General features: G+C 60.9%; 17 protein-coding genes, 2 tRNA genes and 1 rRNA gene. 5 read left to right on the forward strand and 15 right to left on the reverse strand.

Annotated elements, in window-relative coordinates:
• Nucleotides 1-105: 105 nt before the first annotated feature.
• The 4 genes from BSY238_RS07020 to tyrS all read right to left on the reverse strand — a co-directional run bounded on the left by BSY238_RS07020 (nt 106) and on the right by tyrS (nt 3,497).
• Nucleotides 106-181, reverse strand: a tRNA-Ala gene (locus BSY238_RS07020).
• Nucleotides 182-210: 29 nt separating this feature from the next.
• A tRNA-Ile gene (locus BSY238_RS07025) sits at nt 211-287 on the reverse strand.
• Nucleotides 288-413: 126 nt separating this feature from the next.
• Nucleotides 414-1,946: ribosomal RNA gene (locus tag BSY238_RS07030) — 16S ribosomal RNA — on the reverse strand.
• A gap of 351 nt (nt 1,947-2,297) precedes the next feature.
• Entirely contained in the window at nt 2,298-3,497 is a 1,200-nt protein-coding gene (gene tyrS / locus BSY238_RS07035) for a tyrosine--tRNA ligase (protein ID WP_069038500.1), read from the reverse strand.
• Nucleotides 3,498-3,605: 108 nt separating this feature from the next.
• Between tyrS and BSY238_RS07040 the strand changes: the two genes are divergently transcribed.
• A complete protein-coding gene (locus tag BSY238_RS07040; RefSeq protein WP_069038501.1) occupies nt 3,606-4,694 on the forward strand; it encodes an anhydro-N-acetylmuramic acid kinase in 1,089 nt (362 codons plus the stop codon).
• 16 nt (nt 4,695-4,710) lie between these two features.
• Here the strand turns inward: BSY238_RS07040 and erpA are convergent, their stop codons facing one another.
• The 6 genes from erpA to rplM all read right to left on the reverse strand — a co-directional run bounded on the left by erpA (nt 4,711) and on the right by rplM (nt 8,256).
• On the reverse strand, nt 4,711-5,061 hold the full coding sequence (gene erpA / locus BSY238_RS07045; RefSeq protein ID WP_069038502.1) for an iron-sulfur cluster insertion protein ErpA: 351 nt from the start codon (nt 5,059-5,061) through the stop codon (nt 4,711-4,713).
• 47 nt (nt 5,062-5,108) lie between these two features.
• Nucleotides 5,109-5,510, reverse strand: a complete 402-nt coding sequence (locus BSY238_RS18015) for a bactofilin family protein (RefSeq protein WP_083223953.1) — start codon at nt 5,508-5,510, stop codon at nt 5,109-5,111.
• A gap of 23 nt (nt 5,511-5,533) precedes the next feature.
• The gene (locus BSY238_RS07055; RefSeq protein ID WP_223300305.1) at nt 5,534-6,160 is read right to left on the reverse strand and encodes a DUF6776 family protein; all 627 of its coding nucleotides are present in this window, start codon (nt 6,158-6,160) and stop codon (nt 5,534-5,536) included.
• Nucleotides 6,161-6,261: 101 nt separating this feature from the next.
• Complete coding sequence (gene argC / locus BSY238_RS07060) at nt 6,262-7,293, reverse strand: N-acetyl-gamma-glutamyl-phosphate reductase (protein ID WP_083223954.1); 1,032 nt, start codon at nt 7,291-7,293, stop codon at nt 6,262-6,264.
• 122 nt (nt 7,294-7,415) lie between these two features.
• Entirely contained in the window at nt 7,416-7,814 is a 399-nt protein-coding gene (rpsI, locus tag BSY238_RS07065; protein WP_069038505.1) for a 30S ribosomal protein S9, read from the reverse strand.
• A 13-nt stretch (nt 7,815-7,827) separates the two neighbouring features.
• Complete coding sequence (gene rplM, locus BSY238_RS07070; protein ID WP_069038506.1) at nt 7,828-8,256, reverse strand: 50S ribosomal protein L13; 429 nt, start codon at nt 8,254-8,256, stop codon at nt 7,828-7,830.
• A gap of 500 nt (nt 8,257-8,756) precedes the next feature.
• Here rplM and BSY238_RS07075 point away from each other — a divergent pair, with 500 nt between their 5' ends.
• Nucleotides 8,757-9,179 carry an OsmC family protein gene (locus tag BSY238_RS07075; protein ID WP_069038507.1) on the forward strand — a complete coding sequence of 141 codons (423 nt, stop codon included), beginning with the start codon at nt 8,757-8,759 and terminating at the stop codon, nt 9,177-9,179.
• Nucleotides 9,180-9,191: 12 nt separating this feature from the next.
• On the opposite strand, the gene coq7 is transcribed toward BSY238_RS07075, so the two are convergent.
• From coq7 to BSY238_RS07090, 3 genes are all read right to left on the reverse strand, one after another.
• On the reverse strand, nt 9,192-9,815 hold the full coding sequence (coq7, locus tag BSY238_RS07080; RefSeq protein WP_069038508.1) for a 2-polyprenyl-3-methyl-6-methoxy-1,4-benzoquinone monooxygenase: 624 nt from the start codon (nt 9,813-9,815) through the stop codon (nt 9,192-9,194).
• Nucleotides 9,816-10,358: a CNP1-like family protein gene (locus tag BSY238_RS07085; RefSeq protein ID WP_190295066.1), complete on the reverse strand. Its 543-nt coding sequence runs from the start codon at nt 10,356-10,358 to the stop codon at nt 9,816-9,818.
• A gap of 126 nt (nt 10,359-10,484) precedes the next feature.
• Complete coding sequence (locus BSY238_RS07090; protein WP_150123897.1) at nt 10,485-11,060, reverse strand: RNA pyrophosphohydrolase; 576 nt, start codon at nt 11,058-11,060, stop codon at nt 10,485-10,487.
• A 144-nt stretch (nt 11,061-11,204) separates the two neighbouring features.
• Here BSY238_RS07090 and BSY238_RS07095 point away from each other — a divergent pair, with 144 nt between their 5' ends.
• Together BSY238_RS07095 and BSY238_RS07100 are read left to right on the forward strand one after the other, a co-directional pair.
• Nucleotides 11,205-12,932 (forward strand): proline--tRNA ligase, encoded by a 1,728-nt coding sequence (locus BSY238_RS07095; RefSeq protein ID WP_069040527.1) that lies wholly within the window; start codon nt 11,205-11,207, stop codon nt 12,930-12,932.
• Entirely contained in the window at nt 12,932-13,543 is a 612-nt protein-coding gene (locus BSY238_RS07100) for a lytic transglycosylase domain-containing protein (RefSeq protein ID WP_069038510.1), read from the forward strand. Before BSY238_RS07095 ends, BSY238_RS07100 begins: the two co-directional genes overlap by 1 nt.
• 6 nt (nt 13,544-13,549) lie before the next feature.
• Here the strand turns inward: BSY238_RS07100 and BSY238_RS07105 are convergent, their stop codons facing one another.
• Nucleotides 13,550-14,176, reverse strand: a complete 627-nt coding sequence (locus BSY238_RS07105) for a response regulator transcription factor (protein ID WP_069038511.1) — start codon at nt 14,174-14,176, stop codon at nt 13,550-13,552.
• Between the two features lie 19 nt (nt 14,177-14,195).
• Nucleotides 14,196-15,551 carry a signal recognition particle protein gene (gene ffh / locus BSY238_RS07110; protein ID WP_069038512.1) on the reverse strand — a complete coding sequence of 452 codons (1,356 nt, stop codon included), beginning with the start codon at nt 15,549-15,551 and terminating at the stop codon, nt 14,196-14,198.
• 37 nt (nt 15,552-15,588) lie between these two features.
• On the opposite strand from ffh, the gene BSY238_RS07115 reads away from it, so the two are divergent.
• Nucleotides 15,589-16,401 carry a cytochrome C assembly family protein gene (locus BSY238_RS07115; protein ID WP_069038513.1) on the forward strand — a complete coding sequence of 271 codons (813 nt, stop codon included), beginning with the start codon at nt 15,589-15,591 and terminating at the stop codon, nt 16,399-16,401.
• Nucleotides 16,402-16,404 lie beyond the last annotated feature (3 nt).

The following is a 16,404-nucleotide window of genomic DNA, read 5'->3' on the forward strand; positions in this document are numbered from 1 at the left end:
GGGTGAGGTCTGGACAGTATTTCTACATTCCACGCCTCACACTCAAATGCACATCAAGCAACAGCAGACACTGACCACCCGGTAACCGTCTGAACAACCAGTTTGTGGTGGAGGATGACGGGATCGAACCGACGACCCCCTGCTTGCAAAGCAGGTGCTCTCCCAGCTGAGCTAATCCCCCATTACCGCGCAGTACTTCTGCAGGCAATCTGGTGGGTCTGGTTGGGTTCGAACCAACGACCCCCGCCTTATCAAGACGGTGCTCTAACCAGCTGAGCTACAGACCCGGTAATCCCAGGGTCGGGTGCTCACACTGCGAACTCATCACGATTTACCGTAACTTGCCCGAGCTCCTTGCCCTTGTTGCTTGAAACAGCCGATAGGTTGTGGACACGACACGATTGTGACTCTAGAAAGGAGGTGATCCAGCCGCACCTTCCGATACGGCTACCTTGTTACGACTTCACCCCAGTCATGAATCTCACCGTGGCGACCGCCCCCCTTGCGGTTAGGCTAGCCTCTTCTGGTGAAACCCACTCCCATGGTGTGACGGGCGGTGTGTACAAGACCCGGGAACGTATTCACCGCGGCATGCTGATCCGCGATTACTAGCGATTCCGACTTCACGCAGTCGAGTTGCAGACTGCGATCCGGACTACGATCGGCTTTCTGGGATTGGCTCCACCTCGCGGCTTGGCAACCCTCTGTACCGACCATTGTATGACGTGTGAAGCCCTACCCATAAGGGCCATGAGGACTTGACGTCATCCCCACCTTCCTCCGGTTTGTCACCGGCAGTCTCATTAGAGTGCTCTTGCGTAGCAACTAATGACAAGGGTTGCGCTCGTTGCGGGACTTAACCCAACATCTCACGACACGAGCTGACGACAGCCATGCAGCACCTGTGTTACGGCTCTCTTTCGAGCACCCCCACCTCTCAGCAGGGTTCCGTACATGTCAAGGGTAGGTAAGGTTTTTCGCGTTGCATCGAATTAATCCACATCATCCACCGCTTGTGCGGGTCCCCGTCAATTCCTTTGAGTTTTAATCTTGCGACCGTACTCCCCAGGCGGTCGACTTCACGCGTTAGCTGCGGTACTCAATGAGTCTCCTCACCGAACACCTAGTCGACATCGTTTAGGGCGTGGACTACCAGGGTATCTAATCCTGTTTGCTCCCCACGCTTTCGTGCATGAGCGTCAGTATTGGCCCAGGGGGCTGCCTTCGCCATCGGTGTTCCTCCACATCTCTACGCATTTCACTGCTACACGTGGAATTCCACCCCCCTCTGCCATACTCTAGCCGTGCAGTCACAAGCGCAGTTCCCAGGTTAAGCCCGGGGATTTCACACCTGTCTTACACAACCGCCTGCGCACGCTTTACGCCCAGTAATTCCGATTAACGCTCGCACCCTACGTATTACCGCGGCTGCTGGCACGTAGTTAGCCGGTGCTTCTTCTTCAGGTACCGTCATTAACGCGCTATGTTAGAGCGCGCCGTTTCGTTCCTGCCGAAAGAGCTTTACAACCCGAAGGCCTTCTTCACTCACGCGGAATGGCTGGATCAGGGTTGCCCCCATTGTCCAAAATTCCCCACTGCTGCCTCCCGTAGGAGTCTGGGCCGTGTCTCAGTCCCAGTGTGGCTGGTCGTCCTCTCAGACCAGCTACAGATCGTCGCCTTGGTAGGCCTTTACCCCACCAACTAGCTAATCTGACATCGGCCACTCCAATCGCGCGAGGTCCGAAGATCCCCCGCTTTCTCCCTCAGGACGTATGCGGTATTAGCACTTCTTTCGAAGTGTTATCCCCCACGACTGGGTATGTTCCGATGTGTTACTCACCCGTTCGCCGCTCGCCACCAGGGTTGCCCCCGTGCTGCCGCTCGACTTGCATGTGTAAAGCATTCCGCCAGCGTTCAATCTGAGCCAGGATCAAACTCTTCAGTTTAATTCCCAAAACTCAACAGAATTCACAGGTATAAGCTTTCGCTTAAAACCTTTGATTCGTATGAGCACTTCAATTTAGTTGTCATGCGTATTTCCATCGCCCCAGGTCTCCCCGAAACGACATCTACACGCCGTTACAACCATGCCGTGCCCACACCTATCGGCTGTTTGTGTTTTTAAAGAGCTTCGCTGCTGAGCAACGAGAGGTGCGCATTCTACGGATTATCGAAAGGCCGTCAATACCTTTTTGAAAGAATCCTGAAGATTTTTTGCACTGCACCCAGACCGAGCAGATGCAGCACGACAGACGTATAAAATTCTCCCGCGCGATCAGCGGGCTACCCGCTCGATGCTAGCCAACAATGATCCTGCAGAATTTCCGCTTGCCGACCTGCGCCACCACGTTTGCACCCGGTGAAAGCAACAGGCCGCGATCAGAAACCTTCTCGCCGTCGAGACGCACACCGCCTTGCTCGATCATGCGCAACGCTTCCGAAGTCGTTCCCGTGAGCCCGGCGGACTTCAATGCCTGAGCAATCGGCAAACCGGACGCCGGCGCCTGCAGCGTCACCTCCGGCAAATCATCTGGCACACCGCCCTGCCGGAACCGGGTTTCGAAGTCCTGCAGCGCCGCATCAGCCGCGGGCGCGCCATGGAATCGCGCGACGATCTCCTGCGCAAGCATCACTTTCGCGTCGCGCGGATTGCGGCCCGCCCGAGTCTCGTCCCGCAGCGCCTCAATCTCGGTGCTGCTGCGGAAAGACAGCAACTCGAAATAGCGCCACATCAGCGTATCTGACACCGACATCACTTTGCCGAAGATCTCGTTCGGCGGCTCGGATACACCGATGTAGTTGCCGAGGGACTTGGACATCTTGTTGACGCCGTCCAGCCCTTCAAGCAGCGGCATCATGAGTACGACCTGCGGCGGCTGTCCATATTGCTTCTGTAGCTCGCGCCCCATCAGCAGATTGAACTTCTGATCGGTCCCTCCGAGCTCCACATCGGCCTTCAATGCGACCGAGTCATAGCCCTGGCATAGCGGGTACAGGAATTCGTGGATGGCAATCGGCTGATTGCCGGCATAACGCTTGGCAAAGTCGTCGCGCTCGAGCATTCGGGCCACTGTATGACGCGAAGCGAGGCGGATCATGCCGTCGGCGCCCAGGTCGTTCATCCAGGTCGAATTGAACACAACCTCCATGCGCGCGGGGTCGAGTATCTTTCCGACTTGATCCTGATATGTACGGGCATTCACGAGCACCTGCTCACGGCTGAGCGGAGGGCGGGTCGCATTCTTGCCGGTCGGATCACCGATCGAGCCGGTGAAGTCGCCGATCAGAAACAGGATGTGGTGGCCGAGATCCTGAAAGTGCTTCAGCTTGTTCAGCAGAACAGTGTGCCCAAGGTGCAGGTCCGGTGCTGTAGGATCAAAGCCCGCCTTGACCCGCAGAGGGCGCCCGGTCTTCAGCTTTTCGACAAGATCGGCTTCGGGCAACAACTCTTCCACGCCGCGCTTGATCCATTGCAACGCGTGTTCGACATCTGACATGACTGTACTCCGGGTATCCAGGAATGCCGACCGCCCCACAACAGGCGGGCCGACATGCAAATCGCGCGATGGTATAGCAAGCACGGGACCGCGCCGACGGGAGAGATCATGAAGGAGCTGTTCATTGGAATCATGTCGGGCACCAGCCTTGATGGCATTGATGCCGTAATGGCCGATTTTTCGGCTGAACGGCCTGCCCTGCTGGCGCACGCACACCAGCCCTACACGAGCACGCTGCGCGAAGAACTCTCCGCATTGTGCGCGAGCGGGCCGGACGAAATACACCGATCGCAACGCGCAGCCATCGCGCTGGCTCACATCAGTGCCGAACTGGTCTCCGGGCTGCTCGCTGCTGCCGGGCTATCGACCAGAGACGTCAGCGCCATCGGCTGCCATGGCCAGACCGTCCGGCACATACCAGCCGAGGGCTACACACTGCAGATCAACGCGCCTTCGCTGCTGGCCGAACTGAGCGGGATTCCAGTGGTCGCCGATTTCCGCACGCGCGATATAGCTGCGGGCGGACAAGGGGCACCGCTCGTGCCAGCGTTCCACGCTCACATGTTCTCTGATGCAATCCGATCGCGAGTGGTACTGAACATCGGTGGCATGTCGAACGTGACGCTGCTGGCGCCGGACGAACCGGTACGCGGATTCGATTGTGGCCCAGGCAATGTGCTGATGGACGGATGGATCGCGCGTGCGCGCGCGCTACCCTACGATTCTGACGGCGCGTGGGCAGAAAGCGGGACGGTGGATCGGGAACTGCTTGATCACCTGATGTCGCATCCGTTTTTCGCGCGCCAGCCACCGAAGAGCTGCGGGCGCGAACAGTTCAACCTCGAGTGGCTGGATGCCTTCTTGACCGGCAGAGAACGCGCCGAAGATGTGCAGGCCACCCTGACCGAGCTGTCCGCGGTAACGGTGAGCCAGGCACTGGCTTGCGCCGGGTTCACCGCGGACGAGATCGCCGTGTGCGGTGGCGGAGCATTCAATGCCTTTCTCATGCACCGACTGCAGGCACATACGTCAGCTGAGGTCTTCAGCACTGCCCGCTGGGGCGTGGCGCCAGACAGCGTTGAAGCGCTCGCGTTTGCCTGGCTTGCCCGGCGCACCATGCGCGGCGAGGCAGGCAACGTTCCTGCCGTCACCGGCGCACGTGGCCCCCGGATACTGGGAGCCGTATGGCCGGCCTAGGAATCCGCCTGCAGAATCAAACCGAGAAAGACGATCCGCAGCCGCAGGTCGACGTCGCGTTCGGATTCTTGATCACGAACTGCGCACCTTCGAGACCTTCGCTGTAATCAATCTCTGCGCCGAGCAGATACTGGTAGCTCATCGGATCGATCAACAGCGTCACACCATTCTTTTCAAGTGCAGTGTCGTCTTCGTTGGTCACTTCGTCGAACGTGAAGCCGTACTGGAAACCGGAACATCCGCCACCCGACACGAAAACGCGCAGCTTCAGGTCAGGGTTGCCCTCTTCTAGGATCAGTTCCTGGACTTTGTTTGCCGCGCTATCGGAAAAAAGCAGCGGCATCGGCATTTCGGTCATTGCATTCATGTTTCGTCACTCCAAGGTTGCTGCGCTACAAGGCAGGTTCGTTCAACTCAACTTCCGCTGGCCAATTTCAGCTCTATCGCACGCGGCGCTGCATTCTGATGTTCGAGCTGCCCCTTGACGATAGCACCAAGATGCACCTCCAGCCTGTTATAGACAACATCGCCCGAAATTCGTGCCTGCGGCTGAAGCTCGAGAAACTCGGACGAGACGATGGGCCCGTTGACAACACCATTTACCATGGCGTGGGTTACGGATACAGCACCTTCGATCCGCGCATGCTCGCTTAGCACCAGTGTGCTGGATTCATCTCCGTCAGCGCGTACATTGCCCGCCACCTCACCGTCTATGCGCAGACCACCGCGGAAATGCACGTCCCCTACCACTCGGGTACCCGCGCCGATCAGGCTGTCGATGCGGTTGCTGGGTTTCTTCGATTTCTTTCCGAACATGCCGTCCTCCGTGGGTTGCAGATTCAGACCGCGGCCGTCGCGCGCGCCCTGATCTGTCCGTCCTGAACAAAGCGGGCTTCAATCGATTTCAGTCGCGCGCCGTCAGGCAGGGTAATCACTCCGTCGACACGCTGGAAGTGCCTGAAGGCAACTCGGTGCGATGTATCGCCGGATTTGGGCGGAAATGTGATGTTAGCATCGTGCCCCTGTTGGTCAATTGTAGCAACGATCTCGTAGGCTCCAAGGGCGTCCCGATCGGGTTTGCCACCCTGGCGGATGATCAGCATGCGATAGCGATAGCGCCCGGCTTCGCCATCGGGTTCGAGCACCAATCGGTTGATCTTGAAACCCTGCTCTGCGCCGGATGAACCGGCCAGATTTTCAAATACCAGCATGTCTTCGCGCAGGCGGCTGTTCTCGCTTTCCAGCGAGCGGATGCGAGACGTCAGCTGTTCCTGCGCGCTGCGCTCGATCTGCAACGTGCTGTGCGCTGCATCGGCCTGCTGACGTATACCAGCCAGTTCGCCTTCCAGCATCGCTACGCGAGCGCGGAGCGATCGCGCCTCCGACTGCATGCCCGAAACGTCCAGACCCACCCAGCCGCGTCCGGCGTCAAAAATCACTTGCGCCAGCACAAGCGCAATCGCCACGACGCCCGTGACCGCAAGCACCTTGAGATACCAGGGCGCGTGGGAACGCACCGCAACCTGACGGGCTGCGATGCCGTGGCGCGAGCGCCAGCGACGCGCCTTTACGGCAAGACCGGTACGAGCTCTAGTCCACACGACTCATCAAACCCGAACATCAGATTCATGTTCTGCACCGCCTGTCCCGCAGCACCCTTCACGAGGTTGTCGATAACGCTGAGCACTACCACCGTATCGCCACCTTGCGGGCGATGCACAGCGATGCGGCAGGTGTTGGATGCGCGGACGGAACGCGTCTCGGGATGACTGCCCGTCGGCAGGACATCGACGAAACGCTCGTCGGCATAACGTTCTTCAAACAGCGCCTGCAGGTCACAGTCCTTTCGCAAGCGGCCATACAGGGTCGCGTGAATGCCGCGAATCAGTGGCGTCAGATGCGGCACGAAGGTCAGCCCGACTTCGTCGCCGGCAACATTGGAAAGCCCCTGCCGGATTTCCGGCAAGTGACGGTGGCCGGGTACGCCATAGGCCTTGAAATTATCCGATGCTTCGGCGAACAGCGTGTGTACTTCCGCTTTGCGCCCCGCACCGGACACGCCCGACTTGGCGTCGGCGATGAGGCCTGCGGGATCGATCACACCCGCTTCGATCAATGGAATGAATCCGAGCTGCACTGCTGTCGGATAGCAACCAGGATTTGCGACGATGCGTGCAGAACGGATCCGCGCCCTGTTGACCTCGGGCAGACCATAGACTGCTTCAGCAAGGATGTCCGGGCAGGCGTGGGGCATACCGTACCATTTTTCCCAGATGGCCTCATCCTTGAGCCGGAAGTCCGCTGCGAGGTCGATCACCTTCACCCCTGCCGCCAGCAATGCCGGCACCTGCTGCATAGCAATTCCGTTCGGTGTGGCGAAGAACACCACATGGCAGTCTTCGAGCCCCGCCTCGACTGGGTCGGCAAAACGCAGATCGACGTGCCCCCGCAAGCTTGGAAACATCTCGGACACGAGTTTGCCTGCATCGCCGCGAGAGGTGATCGCCTTCAATTCAACGCCTGGATGTCGCGCCAGCAGGCGCAGCAATTCGACACCCGTGTAACCCGTTCCACCGACGATACCAACCCGGATTGCCACCTCGATTCCCCTTTGAATGGATGCGGCGTGGAGCGAACTCGTAGCTCCTCATACGCTGCATGATGCCAGAAACGAAAAAGGCCGCTGTCGAGGCGGCCTTCTCCGGTGAGGCGGCTGACGAATCAGCGCTTCGAGAACTGCTTGCGACGACGTGCCTTGTGGAAGCCAACCTTCTTGCGTTCCACTTCACGTGCATCGCGCGTTACGAACCCAGCCTTGCTGAGCGCCGGCTTCAGCGTTGCATCATAGTCGATCAACGCGCGGGTAATGCCGTGGCGAACCGCGCCCGCCTGACCCGATTCGCCGCCACCGATCACGTTCACCATGATGTCGAACGTGCTGACATGCTCAGTCAGCTCAAGCGGCTGGCGCACGACCATGCGGCCTGTTTCGCGCGAGAAGAACTCGTCGACCGGCTTGTCGTTTACAACGAACGCGCCCTTGCCCGGACGGAGGAACACGCGGGCAACCGCAGTTTTGCGCCGTCCCGTGCCATAGTAATAATCAACATTGAAAGCCATGACCGGACCGTCCTCAGATGTTCAGCGCTTTGGGTTGCTGCGCGGTGTGCGGGTGATCCGTACCAGCGTAGCACTTCAGCTTCTTAAGCATTGCGTAGCCGAGCGGCCCCTTCGGAAGCATGCCCTTGACGGCCTTCTCAAGAACACGCTCCGGGAAGCGTTGCTGCAGCTTCGTGAAATTCGTTTCGTAGATACCGCCGGGGTAACCCGAATGGCGGTAGTACTTCTTGTCTTCTGCCTTGTTGCCGGTGACGCGCAGCTTCTCGACGTTCACAACAACAATGTAATCGCCCGTATCGACGTGGGGCGTGAATACAGGCTTGTGCTTGCCGCGCAGACGGCGTGCGATTTCGCTGGCCAGGCGCCCGAGCACCTTGTCAGAGGCATCGACGACATACCAGTCGCGCTCGACTTCGTGCGGCTTGGCTGAAAAGGTTTTCATCTCGAACGTCCCAATGATTTCGGGCCAGATCGCCCAAAAGCCGGCGAATATAGCCCGCGTAGTCAGGCGTGTCAATGCTCGACACCTGAATAAAAAAAGCGCGACTCATTGAGTCGCGCTAAATCCACACCAAAGGAGGAGGGTGGAGGAGACACCTGCGGAGAAACGATCGCGAAGCCGGCAACTGGGGCCAGGTGAACGACCGTTCTCGAAACTTGCATTGATTATTGTCCAGCCGACCCGCGTAAGCAAGAATTTTTTGCATCGCACAAGTGGCACAGCACATCCGGCGTGAGGACCAGCACTGACCGAAGGTCTCAAAAAACTCTATTATTCATGAAGTTGCAAACTGATCACTCGACGACCAAAGAATCACCCCTGCGAAAATGTGGATTACTTCGCATTGCCACCCAGCTCGTGACGCGTTGCACCAATTCCCGCGCTCGCGGATTCATCGCGCCTGAGCATTACAATCACGCGCTCTAACAGGAGATGGCGCAATGGAATGTGTCGTGAAGTGGCTGGACGGCGTGAGCTTCGTGGCCGAGACGGGCTCCGGCCACATGCTGAACATGGACGGCGCGCCCGAAGCCGGCGGTCGCAATATGGCACCGCGCCCCATGGAACTGCTGCTCGCCGGCACCGGAGGCTGCACAGCCTTCGACGTCATGCTGATTTTGAAGAAAGGTCGTCAGGCGGTCACTGGCTGTGAAGTCGAGCTCAAGGCCGACCGCGCACTCGAAGACCCCAAGGTGTTCACCCGCATCGGGTTCCACTTCAAGATCAGTGGGCGGCAACTGAAACCGGAAATGATCGAGCGCGCAATCCATCTGTCTGCCGAGAAGTACTGCTCGGCTTCCATCATGCTCGGCCAGACCGCACGCATCGAACACACTTGGGAAATCATCGAAACGCCTGCCTGATCGCAGGCGCCTTCATACGTGGTAAGCGAGTCTGGTCATCACCGACGACGACGCACGCATCGCAGCCCGGACGGGTGCCGGCAAGTCTGCGGCGCCCAGCCTTTGCGCAACGCGCGCATGCTGCCGTTCGTCCTGCCGCATCTGTTCGAGCAGCCTCCAGGATTTCTGGTCAGCGGCCGGCAGGCGGTCCAGATGCCCCTGCAGGTGCGCCTCGACCTGCCTTTCTGTTTCCATCAGGAAACCCAGATTCCACTTGTCGCCAACCAGTCCGGCGGTAACGCCTGCCAGCAAGGCACCGCCATACCAGAGCGGATTCAGCAGACTGGTCCGGGCACCGAGCTCGCCGATGCGTGACGCAGTCCAGCACAGGTGTTCGGTCTCCTCGATGGCCGCCTGACGCAACGCATCGCGGACCGATGGATCACGACACGTCAGCGCCTGCCCCTGATACAGCGCCTGGGCACAGATCTCGCCCACGTGGTTAATGCGCATCAGGGCGCCTACGTGACGACGCTGGCCGTCGTCGAGATCCGGCTCTGGCAGTTCGGAACCCGGAATCGGGCGCGCGGTTCGTGCGGGCGCCGCCAACGTGCGCAGCGCGCGATCAAGCTCGATGATCAGACGATCCGGAAACATTCAGCGATAGCCCGTAAGTGGTGTGCCGACGCGCGACTTGAAGCTGGCCGCCATCAACTCGATCGCCTGAGATGGTTTCTGCGGGCGATCGCCCGCGCAAATCAAACCATCGAACAGGGCGTAGTGATAGGCGTTGAAACGATTGCCCGTGTAGACCGGTGACCAGCGCACACCACGCGGAGTCACCCAGCCCGCCCCTGCCCTGAGGTAGGCATAAAGCCGACGTTCCGCTGTGGCGCAGCGGATCCCCTCGACCGAAACGGTCTCTGCGCCCCCCGCCGTCAGCACACGCGAAATGAAGCGCGTCACTTCGTCCTTGCCCACGCTGATGCTTGCGCGCGCGACGAAATAGCGATTTCGCGTCTCGGAACCGACATGGAATTCGACCCAGTCCGTCGCCTGTGCAACATCGGGCAACGCGTAGTCGTCTTCCTTCAGTTCGCCAGGCTCGCCGGCTTCCTCCCCGCGATAGGGATCCGGCTTCTGCCAGTCGGTGATCTGCGCACCTGCGCGGGTCGTCAAGAGGCACAGCAACAAAGCCACAGCGCAACGTCCCGGGGCTAGAGAGTGGTTGGTTGACATATGAACCGTTGAGGGTCCGTGACTGGCGCAGGTTCCGCAGCTTGCTGCAGAACCTGCTCGGCCCGGACTAGACTAAATTCGAAGCGCTCAAGGCGCTGGGGAAACGGAATCCGGTCGCGAATCGTCCGGAACCGGCGAAACCTTCTGCTCCTCGTCATCGCCATGGCTTGCGCAGCCTTTGGCACGGCCGCTTCGGAAGGCCAGCCGTGCCAGTTCGGTCAGCGCCTGCTGATAGACCTGTCGCTTGAACTCGATGACCGAATCCAGTGGAATCCAGTAGTCGTGCCATCGCCATGCGTCAAATTCGGGATGGTCGGTGGCGCGCAGGCAAACGTCGCAGTCGCGGCCTACCATGCGCAAAAGGTACCAGATCTGCTTCTGGCCGCGGTACGCACTGCGCCACTCGCGCCGCACCCAGTTGCGCGGCACGTCATAGCGCAACCAGTCGCGGGTGCGCCCGACGATACGCACATGCTGCGGACGTAGCCCCAACTCTTCCCAGAGCTCGCGGTACATCGCCTGCTCGGGCGATTCACCGTGGTTGATGCCTCCTTGTGGAAACTGCCAGGCGTGTTCGCCTATGCGCTTTCCCCAGAAAACCTCATTGCGCCCGTTGATGAGGATGATGCCGACGTTCGGGCGATACCCTTCCCGGTCGAGCATGACTGAACCTGCCTGATGAAATTTTTGTGGATTCTTCCACAATTCGTCACCGAATTGAAGCAAAGGTCGCCGCTTCAGCCTATCGGTGCCAAGCGGCTAGAATCGCAGGTTGGCCACTTCACCATTCCCGGGTTCGCGAACTTCATGCACGCTAGCAAATTCTTCATTTCCACACTCAAGGAAGCCCCCTCGGACGCCGAGGTCGTTTCGCACAAGCTGATGACCCGCGCCGGCATGATCCGCAAGCTCGCTGGCGGCATCTACAACTACATGCCGATGGGGCTGCGGGTCATCCGGAAGATCGAAGGCATCATCCGCGACGAAATGAACAAGGCGGGCGCGATCGAGTTGCTGATGCCGCTGATCCAGCCAGCCGAGCTGTGGCAGGAGACCGGGCGCTGGGACAAGATGGGGCCGGAAATGCTGCGCGTGAAGGACCGGCACGACCGCGACTTCATCATCCAGCCGACATCGGAAGAGGTCGTCACCGATATTGCGCGGGCGGAAATCCACAGCTGGCGCCAGCTGCCGAAGAATTTCTATCATATCCAGACCAAATTCCGCGACGAGCGCCGGCCGCGCTTCGGCGTCATGCGCGGACGCGAATTCACGATGAAGGACGCCTACTCGTTCGATCGTGACGACGACGCTGCCGGCCGCAGCTACGACATCATGTTCGATGCCTATCTGCGCATCTTCAACCGGCTCGGCCTGCAGTTTCGCGCCGTTGCCGCGGACACCGGCGCCATTGGCGGCTCTCGCAGCCACGAATTCCAGGTGATCGCCGACACCGGCGAAGACCTGATCGCCTGGTGCCCTGAGTCCGACTACGCCGCCAATATAGAACTGGCGCAGGCAGTGTCGCTGATTCCGCAACGTGGTGCGGCGACGCAGGCGATGGCCGTCACACCGACGCCCGACACGACGCGGTGCGAGGATGTGGCGGCGCTGCTCGGCATTCCGCTGGCATCGACCGTCAAGTCCATCGTGCTTGCGGCCGAAAAGGAAGGCAGGACCGAACTGTGGCTGCTCATGTTGCGCGGGGATCACGAACTGAATGAAGTGAAGGCATCGAAGCTGGCAGGGCTCAAGGACGGCTTCCGCTTCGCGTCCGAAGCGGAGATCATCGAGCACTTCGGTTGCGTGCCGGGCTATCTCGGGCCGATCGGCCTGAAGAAGCCCGTGCGTATCGTGGCCGACCTGACGGTCGTCAACATGAACGACTTCGTCACCGGTGCCAATCAGCCGGACGCCCATCTGACCGGTGTGAACTGGGGCCGCGACCTGCCGGAACCCGAAGCGGTCGCCGATCTGCGCAATGTCGTCGAAGGCGATCCGTCACCGGACGGCAAGGGCGTGCTGGCCATCCAGCGCGGCATTGAGGTCGGCCACGTGTTCTTCCTCGGCACGAAGTATTCGGAAGCGATGAACTGCACCTATCTCGATGAAACCGGCAAGCCCCGCACCATGGTGATGGGCTGCTACGGCATCGGCGTGACCCGGCTGGTCGGCGCCGCCATCGAACAGAACCACGACGAGCGCGGCATCATCTGGCCGCAGACGATCGCCCCGTTCGAAGTCGTGATCTGTCCGGTTGGCTGGAGCAAGTCGGACGCCGTGCGCGACGCGGCGCAATCGCTTTACGGCGCGCTGGTGGCAAAGGGCTTCGACGTCATCCTCGACGATCGCGACGAGCGCCCGGGCGTGATGTTTGCCGATTGGGAGCTGATCGGCGTACCGCACCGCATCACGGTCGGCGAGCGCGGCCTGAAAGAGGGCGTGATCGAATATCAGCACCGACGCGAGGGTGTGGTGCACAAGGTGGCGCCGGACGACGTGAGCGGACTTCTGGGCGCCCCGGCGGGACACTGATGAGACGCGCGCCGCTCGCCTGCATCGCCCTGTTGCTCGCTTTCCTGGCGGGCGGCGCGGCCGCGTCGCAGCAGTACGAGCCGCTGGCCGACAGCGTGCGAGCAGCGCTGCACCGGGCGATCAGTGACCGGCCGGCACCGGAATCAGCAGGCGGCGCATCGCCGGAACGTCAGCTCTGGTTGAACACGATGTCTGAGCGGCTCACCAAACGCATGCCGGACGAAGCCGGTCGCATGGAGTTCCTGAAGGCCGTGCACTACGAGGCAACTCGGGCCGGACTCGACCCGCAGCTCGTACTCGGTTTGATCCAGGTGGAAAGCGGCTTTCGCAAGTACGCGGTGTCGACCGCCGGCGCGCGCGGCTATATGCAGGTCATGCCGTTCTGGGTAAAGCTGATCGGCAACGAGGAGAGCAATCTCTTCCACCTGCGCACCAACCTGCGCTTTGGCTGCACGATCCTGCGCCACTATCTAGACATCGAAAAGGGCAACCTTTTCCGGGCACTCGGGCGCTACAACGGCAGTCTGGGCAAAGCCGAATACCCGAATCTGGTGCGCGGTGCCTGGGAGCGTCACTGGTCCTGGTCCGGCCTGAGCGCCAGCAACCCCTGACCCCGGTCAGCGCAATGGCTCCGAGAGCAATCGCCATTCGGTGACCTGAACCACCAGTTCGGCCAGCGAATCGGCCTTCATCTTGGCCATCATGCGCGCGCGGTGCTGTTCCACGGTCTTCGTGCTGATGCCGAGATCGACCGCGATCTCCGCGTTCTGACGTCCATCCATGACGCGTTCGAGCACTTCACGCTCGCGAGTGGTCAGCGTTCCCAGGTGTTGGCCGACCGCATGAAGGCGACTGCGCCGACCCCGCTGCGCAATGTGGATGCCGATCGCTTCGTCGACCCGTTCGCGCAGTTGCACCGGATCGACCGGCTTCAGCATGAAATCCAGCGCGCCGCCGCGCACCGCCTGAACCGCCTGGTTCACCTCGCAGGGGCCGGACACGAACACGATCAGGGCGCGGCTGCCGATGGCGCGCAGACTGGACTGCAACTCGACGCCGCCGATGTCCCGCAGCGTCGCGCTGACCACCAGGCAGGCCGCGCGCGCGATGGCGCTGCGGTTCTGCAACAGCGATCCGGCGCCCGCAAAAATCAGCACATCGATTTCCGGTCCCTCGAGCGCTGCTGCCAGCGCCCGACGAGCGCGCTCGTCTTCATCGACGACGCATACCAGCTCGCGGGCCACGGCGACCGGCTCCGCGCGCTCAGCGCATGCCCGGCAGCATGCCCTTCATGCTGCGCATCATCTTCTGCATGCCGCCCTTGGAGAATTGCTTCATCATCTTCTGCGTCTGTTCGAACTGGTTCAGCAAGCGGTTTACTTCCTGCACCGAGGTGCCCGAGCCAGCGGCAATGCGCCGCTTGCGGCTCGCCTTGATCAGTTCGGGCTTGGTACGTTCGGTCGGCGTCATCGAGTTGATGATGCCTTCGATGCGCCGGATGGCCTTGTCGTCCTGGCCACCCTGCATATGCTGAGCGGCGCCGGCGAATTGCGCCGGCAACTTGTCCATCAGCGCCGACAGGCCGCCCATCTTTCGCATCTGCGCAATCTGCTGCTTGAAGTCATTGAGATCGAAGCCCTTGCCGCTCTTGAGCTTCTGCGCCAGATCGCGCGCCTGATCCTCGTCGACCTGACGGCGTGCGTCTTCGACCAGACCGAGGATGTCGCCCATGCCGAGAATGCGTGACGCCATGCGCTGGGGGTGGAATTCCTCCAGCCCGGTCAGCTTTTCGCCGACGCCTGCGAACTTAAGCGGCGCACCGGTCACGTGGCGCACCGACAGCGCCGCACCACCGCGCGCATCGCCATCGAGCTTGGTCAGCACGACGCCGGTCAGCGGCAATGCATCCTTGAATGCCTTGGCGGTATTGACTGCGTCCTGGCCCAGCATGGCGTCGACGACGAACAGCGTTTCGATCGGTTTGATCGCCTCGTGCAGCGCACGGATTTCGTCCATCATCGGCTGGTCGACCGCCAGCCGGCCAGCGGTGTCGACAAGTAGCACATCGAAGTATCGGGTTTTCGCGAACTCGACGGCGGCGCGCGCGATGTCGACCGGTTTCTGGTCCGGCGTCGACGGGAAGAAATCGGCGCCGGCCTGGCCGGTGACGGTGCGCAGCTGCTCGATGGCAGCGGGGCGATAGACGTCGCAGGACACCGTCAGCACCTTCTTCTTCTGCGTCTCCTTCAGCCACTTGGCCAGCTTGCCGACCGTGGTTGTCTTGCCTGCGCCCTGCAGGCCGGCCATCAGCACGATGGCGGGCGGCTGAGTTGCGAAGTTCAGGCCGACCGAGGCGCCACCCATCAGCGCAGTGAGCTCGTCATGCACGACTCCGATCAGCGCCTGGCCCGGCGTGAGCGAACCGACCACTTCCTGGCCGACCGCCTTTTCGCGGATATTCGCGACCAGGTCTTTGACCACGGGCAGCGCGACGTCGGCTTCAAGCAGGGCCATGCGCACCTCGCGCAGCATGTCTGCAATGTTCTCGTCGGTCAGGCGAGCCTGACCGCGCAGTGTCTTGACGACCTTGGCGAGCCGTTGGGTAAGGTTGTCTAGCATGTCGGGGCGGCCTGCGCCTTGGGTTAAACTGGGAGCAATGATTCTAATCGAACTGCTCCCCTCCGCCCTGTATGCCGCACTGGCGCTCTGGCTCACCCGCCCCGCCATGCTGGCCCAGGCACTGCCGGCACCGGGCAGCAGTACTCGCACCGCGGCGCTGGCTTTCGCACTGGTGATACACGGCATGGTGCTGTCGCATCAGCTTTTCCCGGACGGCCAGATGCGTTTCGGTGCGGCCGACGCGCTGGCCGTCATGACCTGGCTGGCGCTGGTGTTCTACTGGGTGGAAAGCCTTTCGTCGCGACTGGACGGCCTGCACACACTGGCGCTGCCGGTGGCTGCGGTGTGCGCCGCGATTCCCGTCATCTGGCCGGACCGTCACGCAATCGGCAATGCAGACAACCTGCTGTTTCGCACCCATTTCGTCATGGCGATGACGGCCTACAGCCTGTTTACGCTGGCTGCGCTGCACGCGATGCTGATGTCGGCGGTCGAGCGCAGCCTGCACAAGGGCCGCCTGACCCGATTGCTCGACAACATGCCGCCGCTGCTGGTGATGGAAGGTCTGCTGTTCAGGCTCATCACGGTCGCCTTCTTGTTGCTCAGTGCAACGCTGATCAGCGGCATCGTGTTTTCGGAACAGGTGTTCGGCAAGCCGCTCACCTTCAACCACAAGACTTTCTTTGCCATCCTGTCCTGGGTGCTGTTCGGCATCCTGCTGGCCGGGCGGCACTTCCGCGGCTGGCGCGGCCGGCTCGCCCTGCGCTGGACGCTGGGCGGTTTCTTCGTGCTGCTGCTTGCCTATATCGGTACGCGCTTCGTGCTCGAGGTCGTGCTCGGCCGTACCTGAGCG

The organism is Methyloversatilis sp. RAC08, from assembly GCF_001713355.1.
Classification (GTDB): Bacteria; Pseudomonadota; Gammaproteobacteria; order Burkholderiales; family Rhodocyclaceae; genus Methyloversatilis.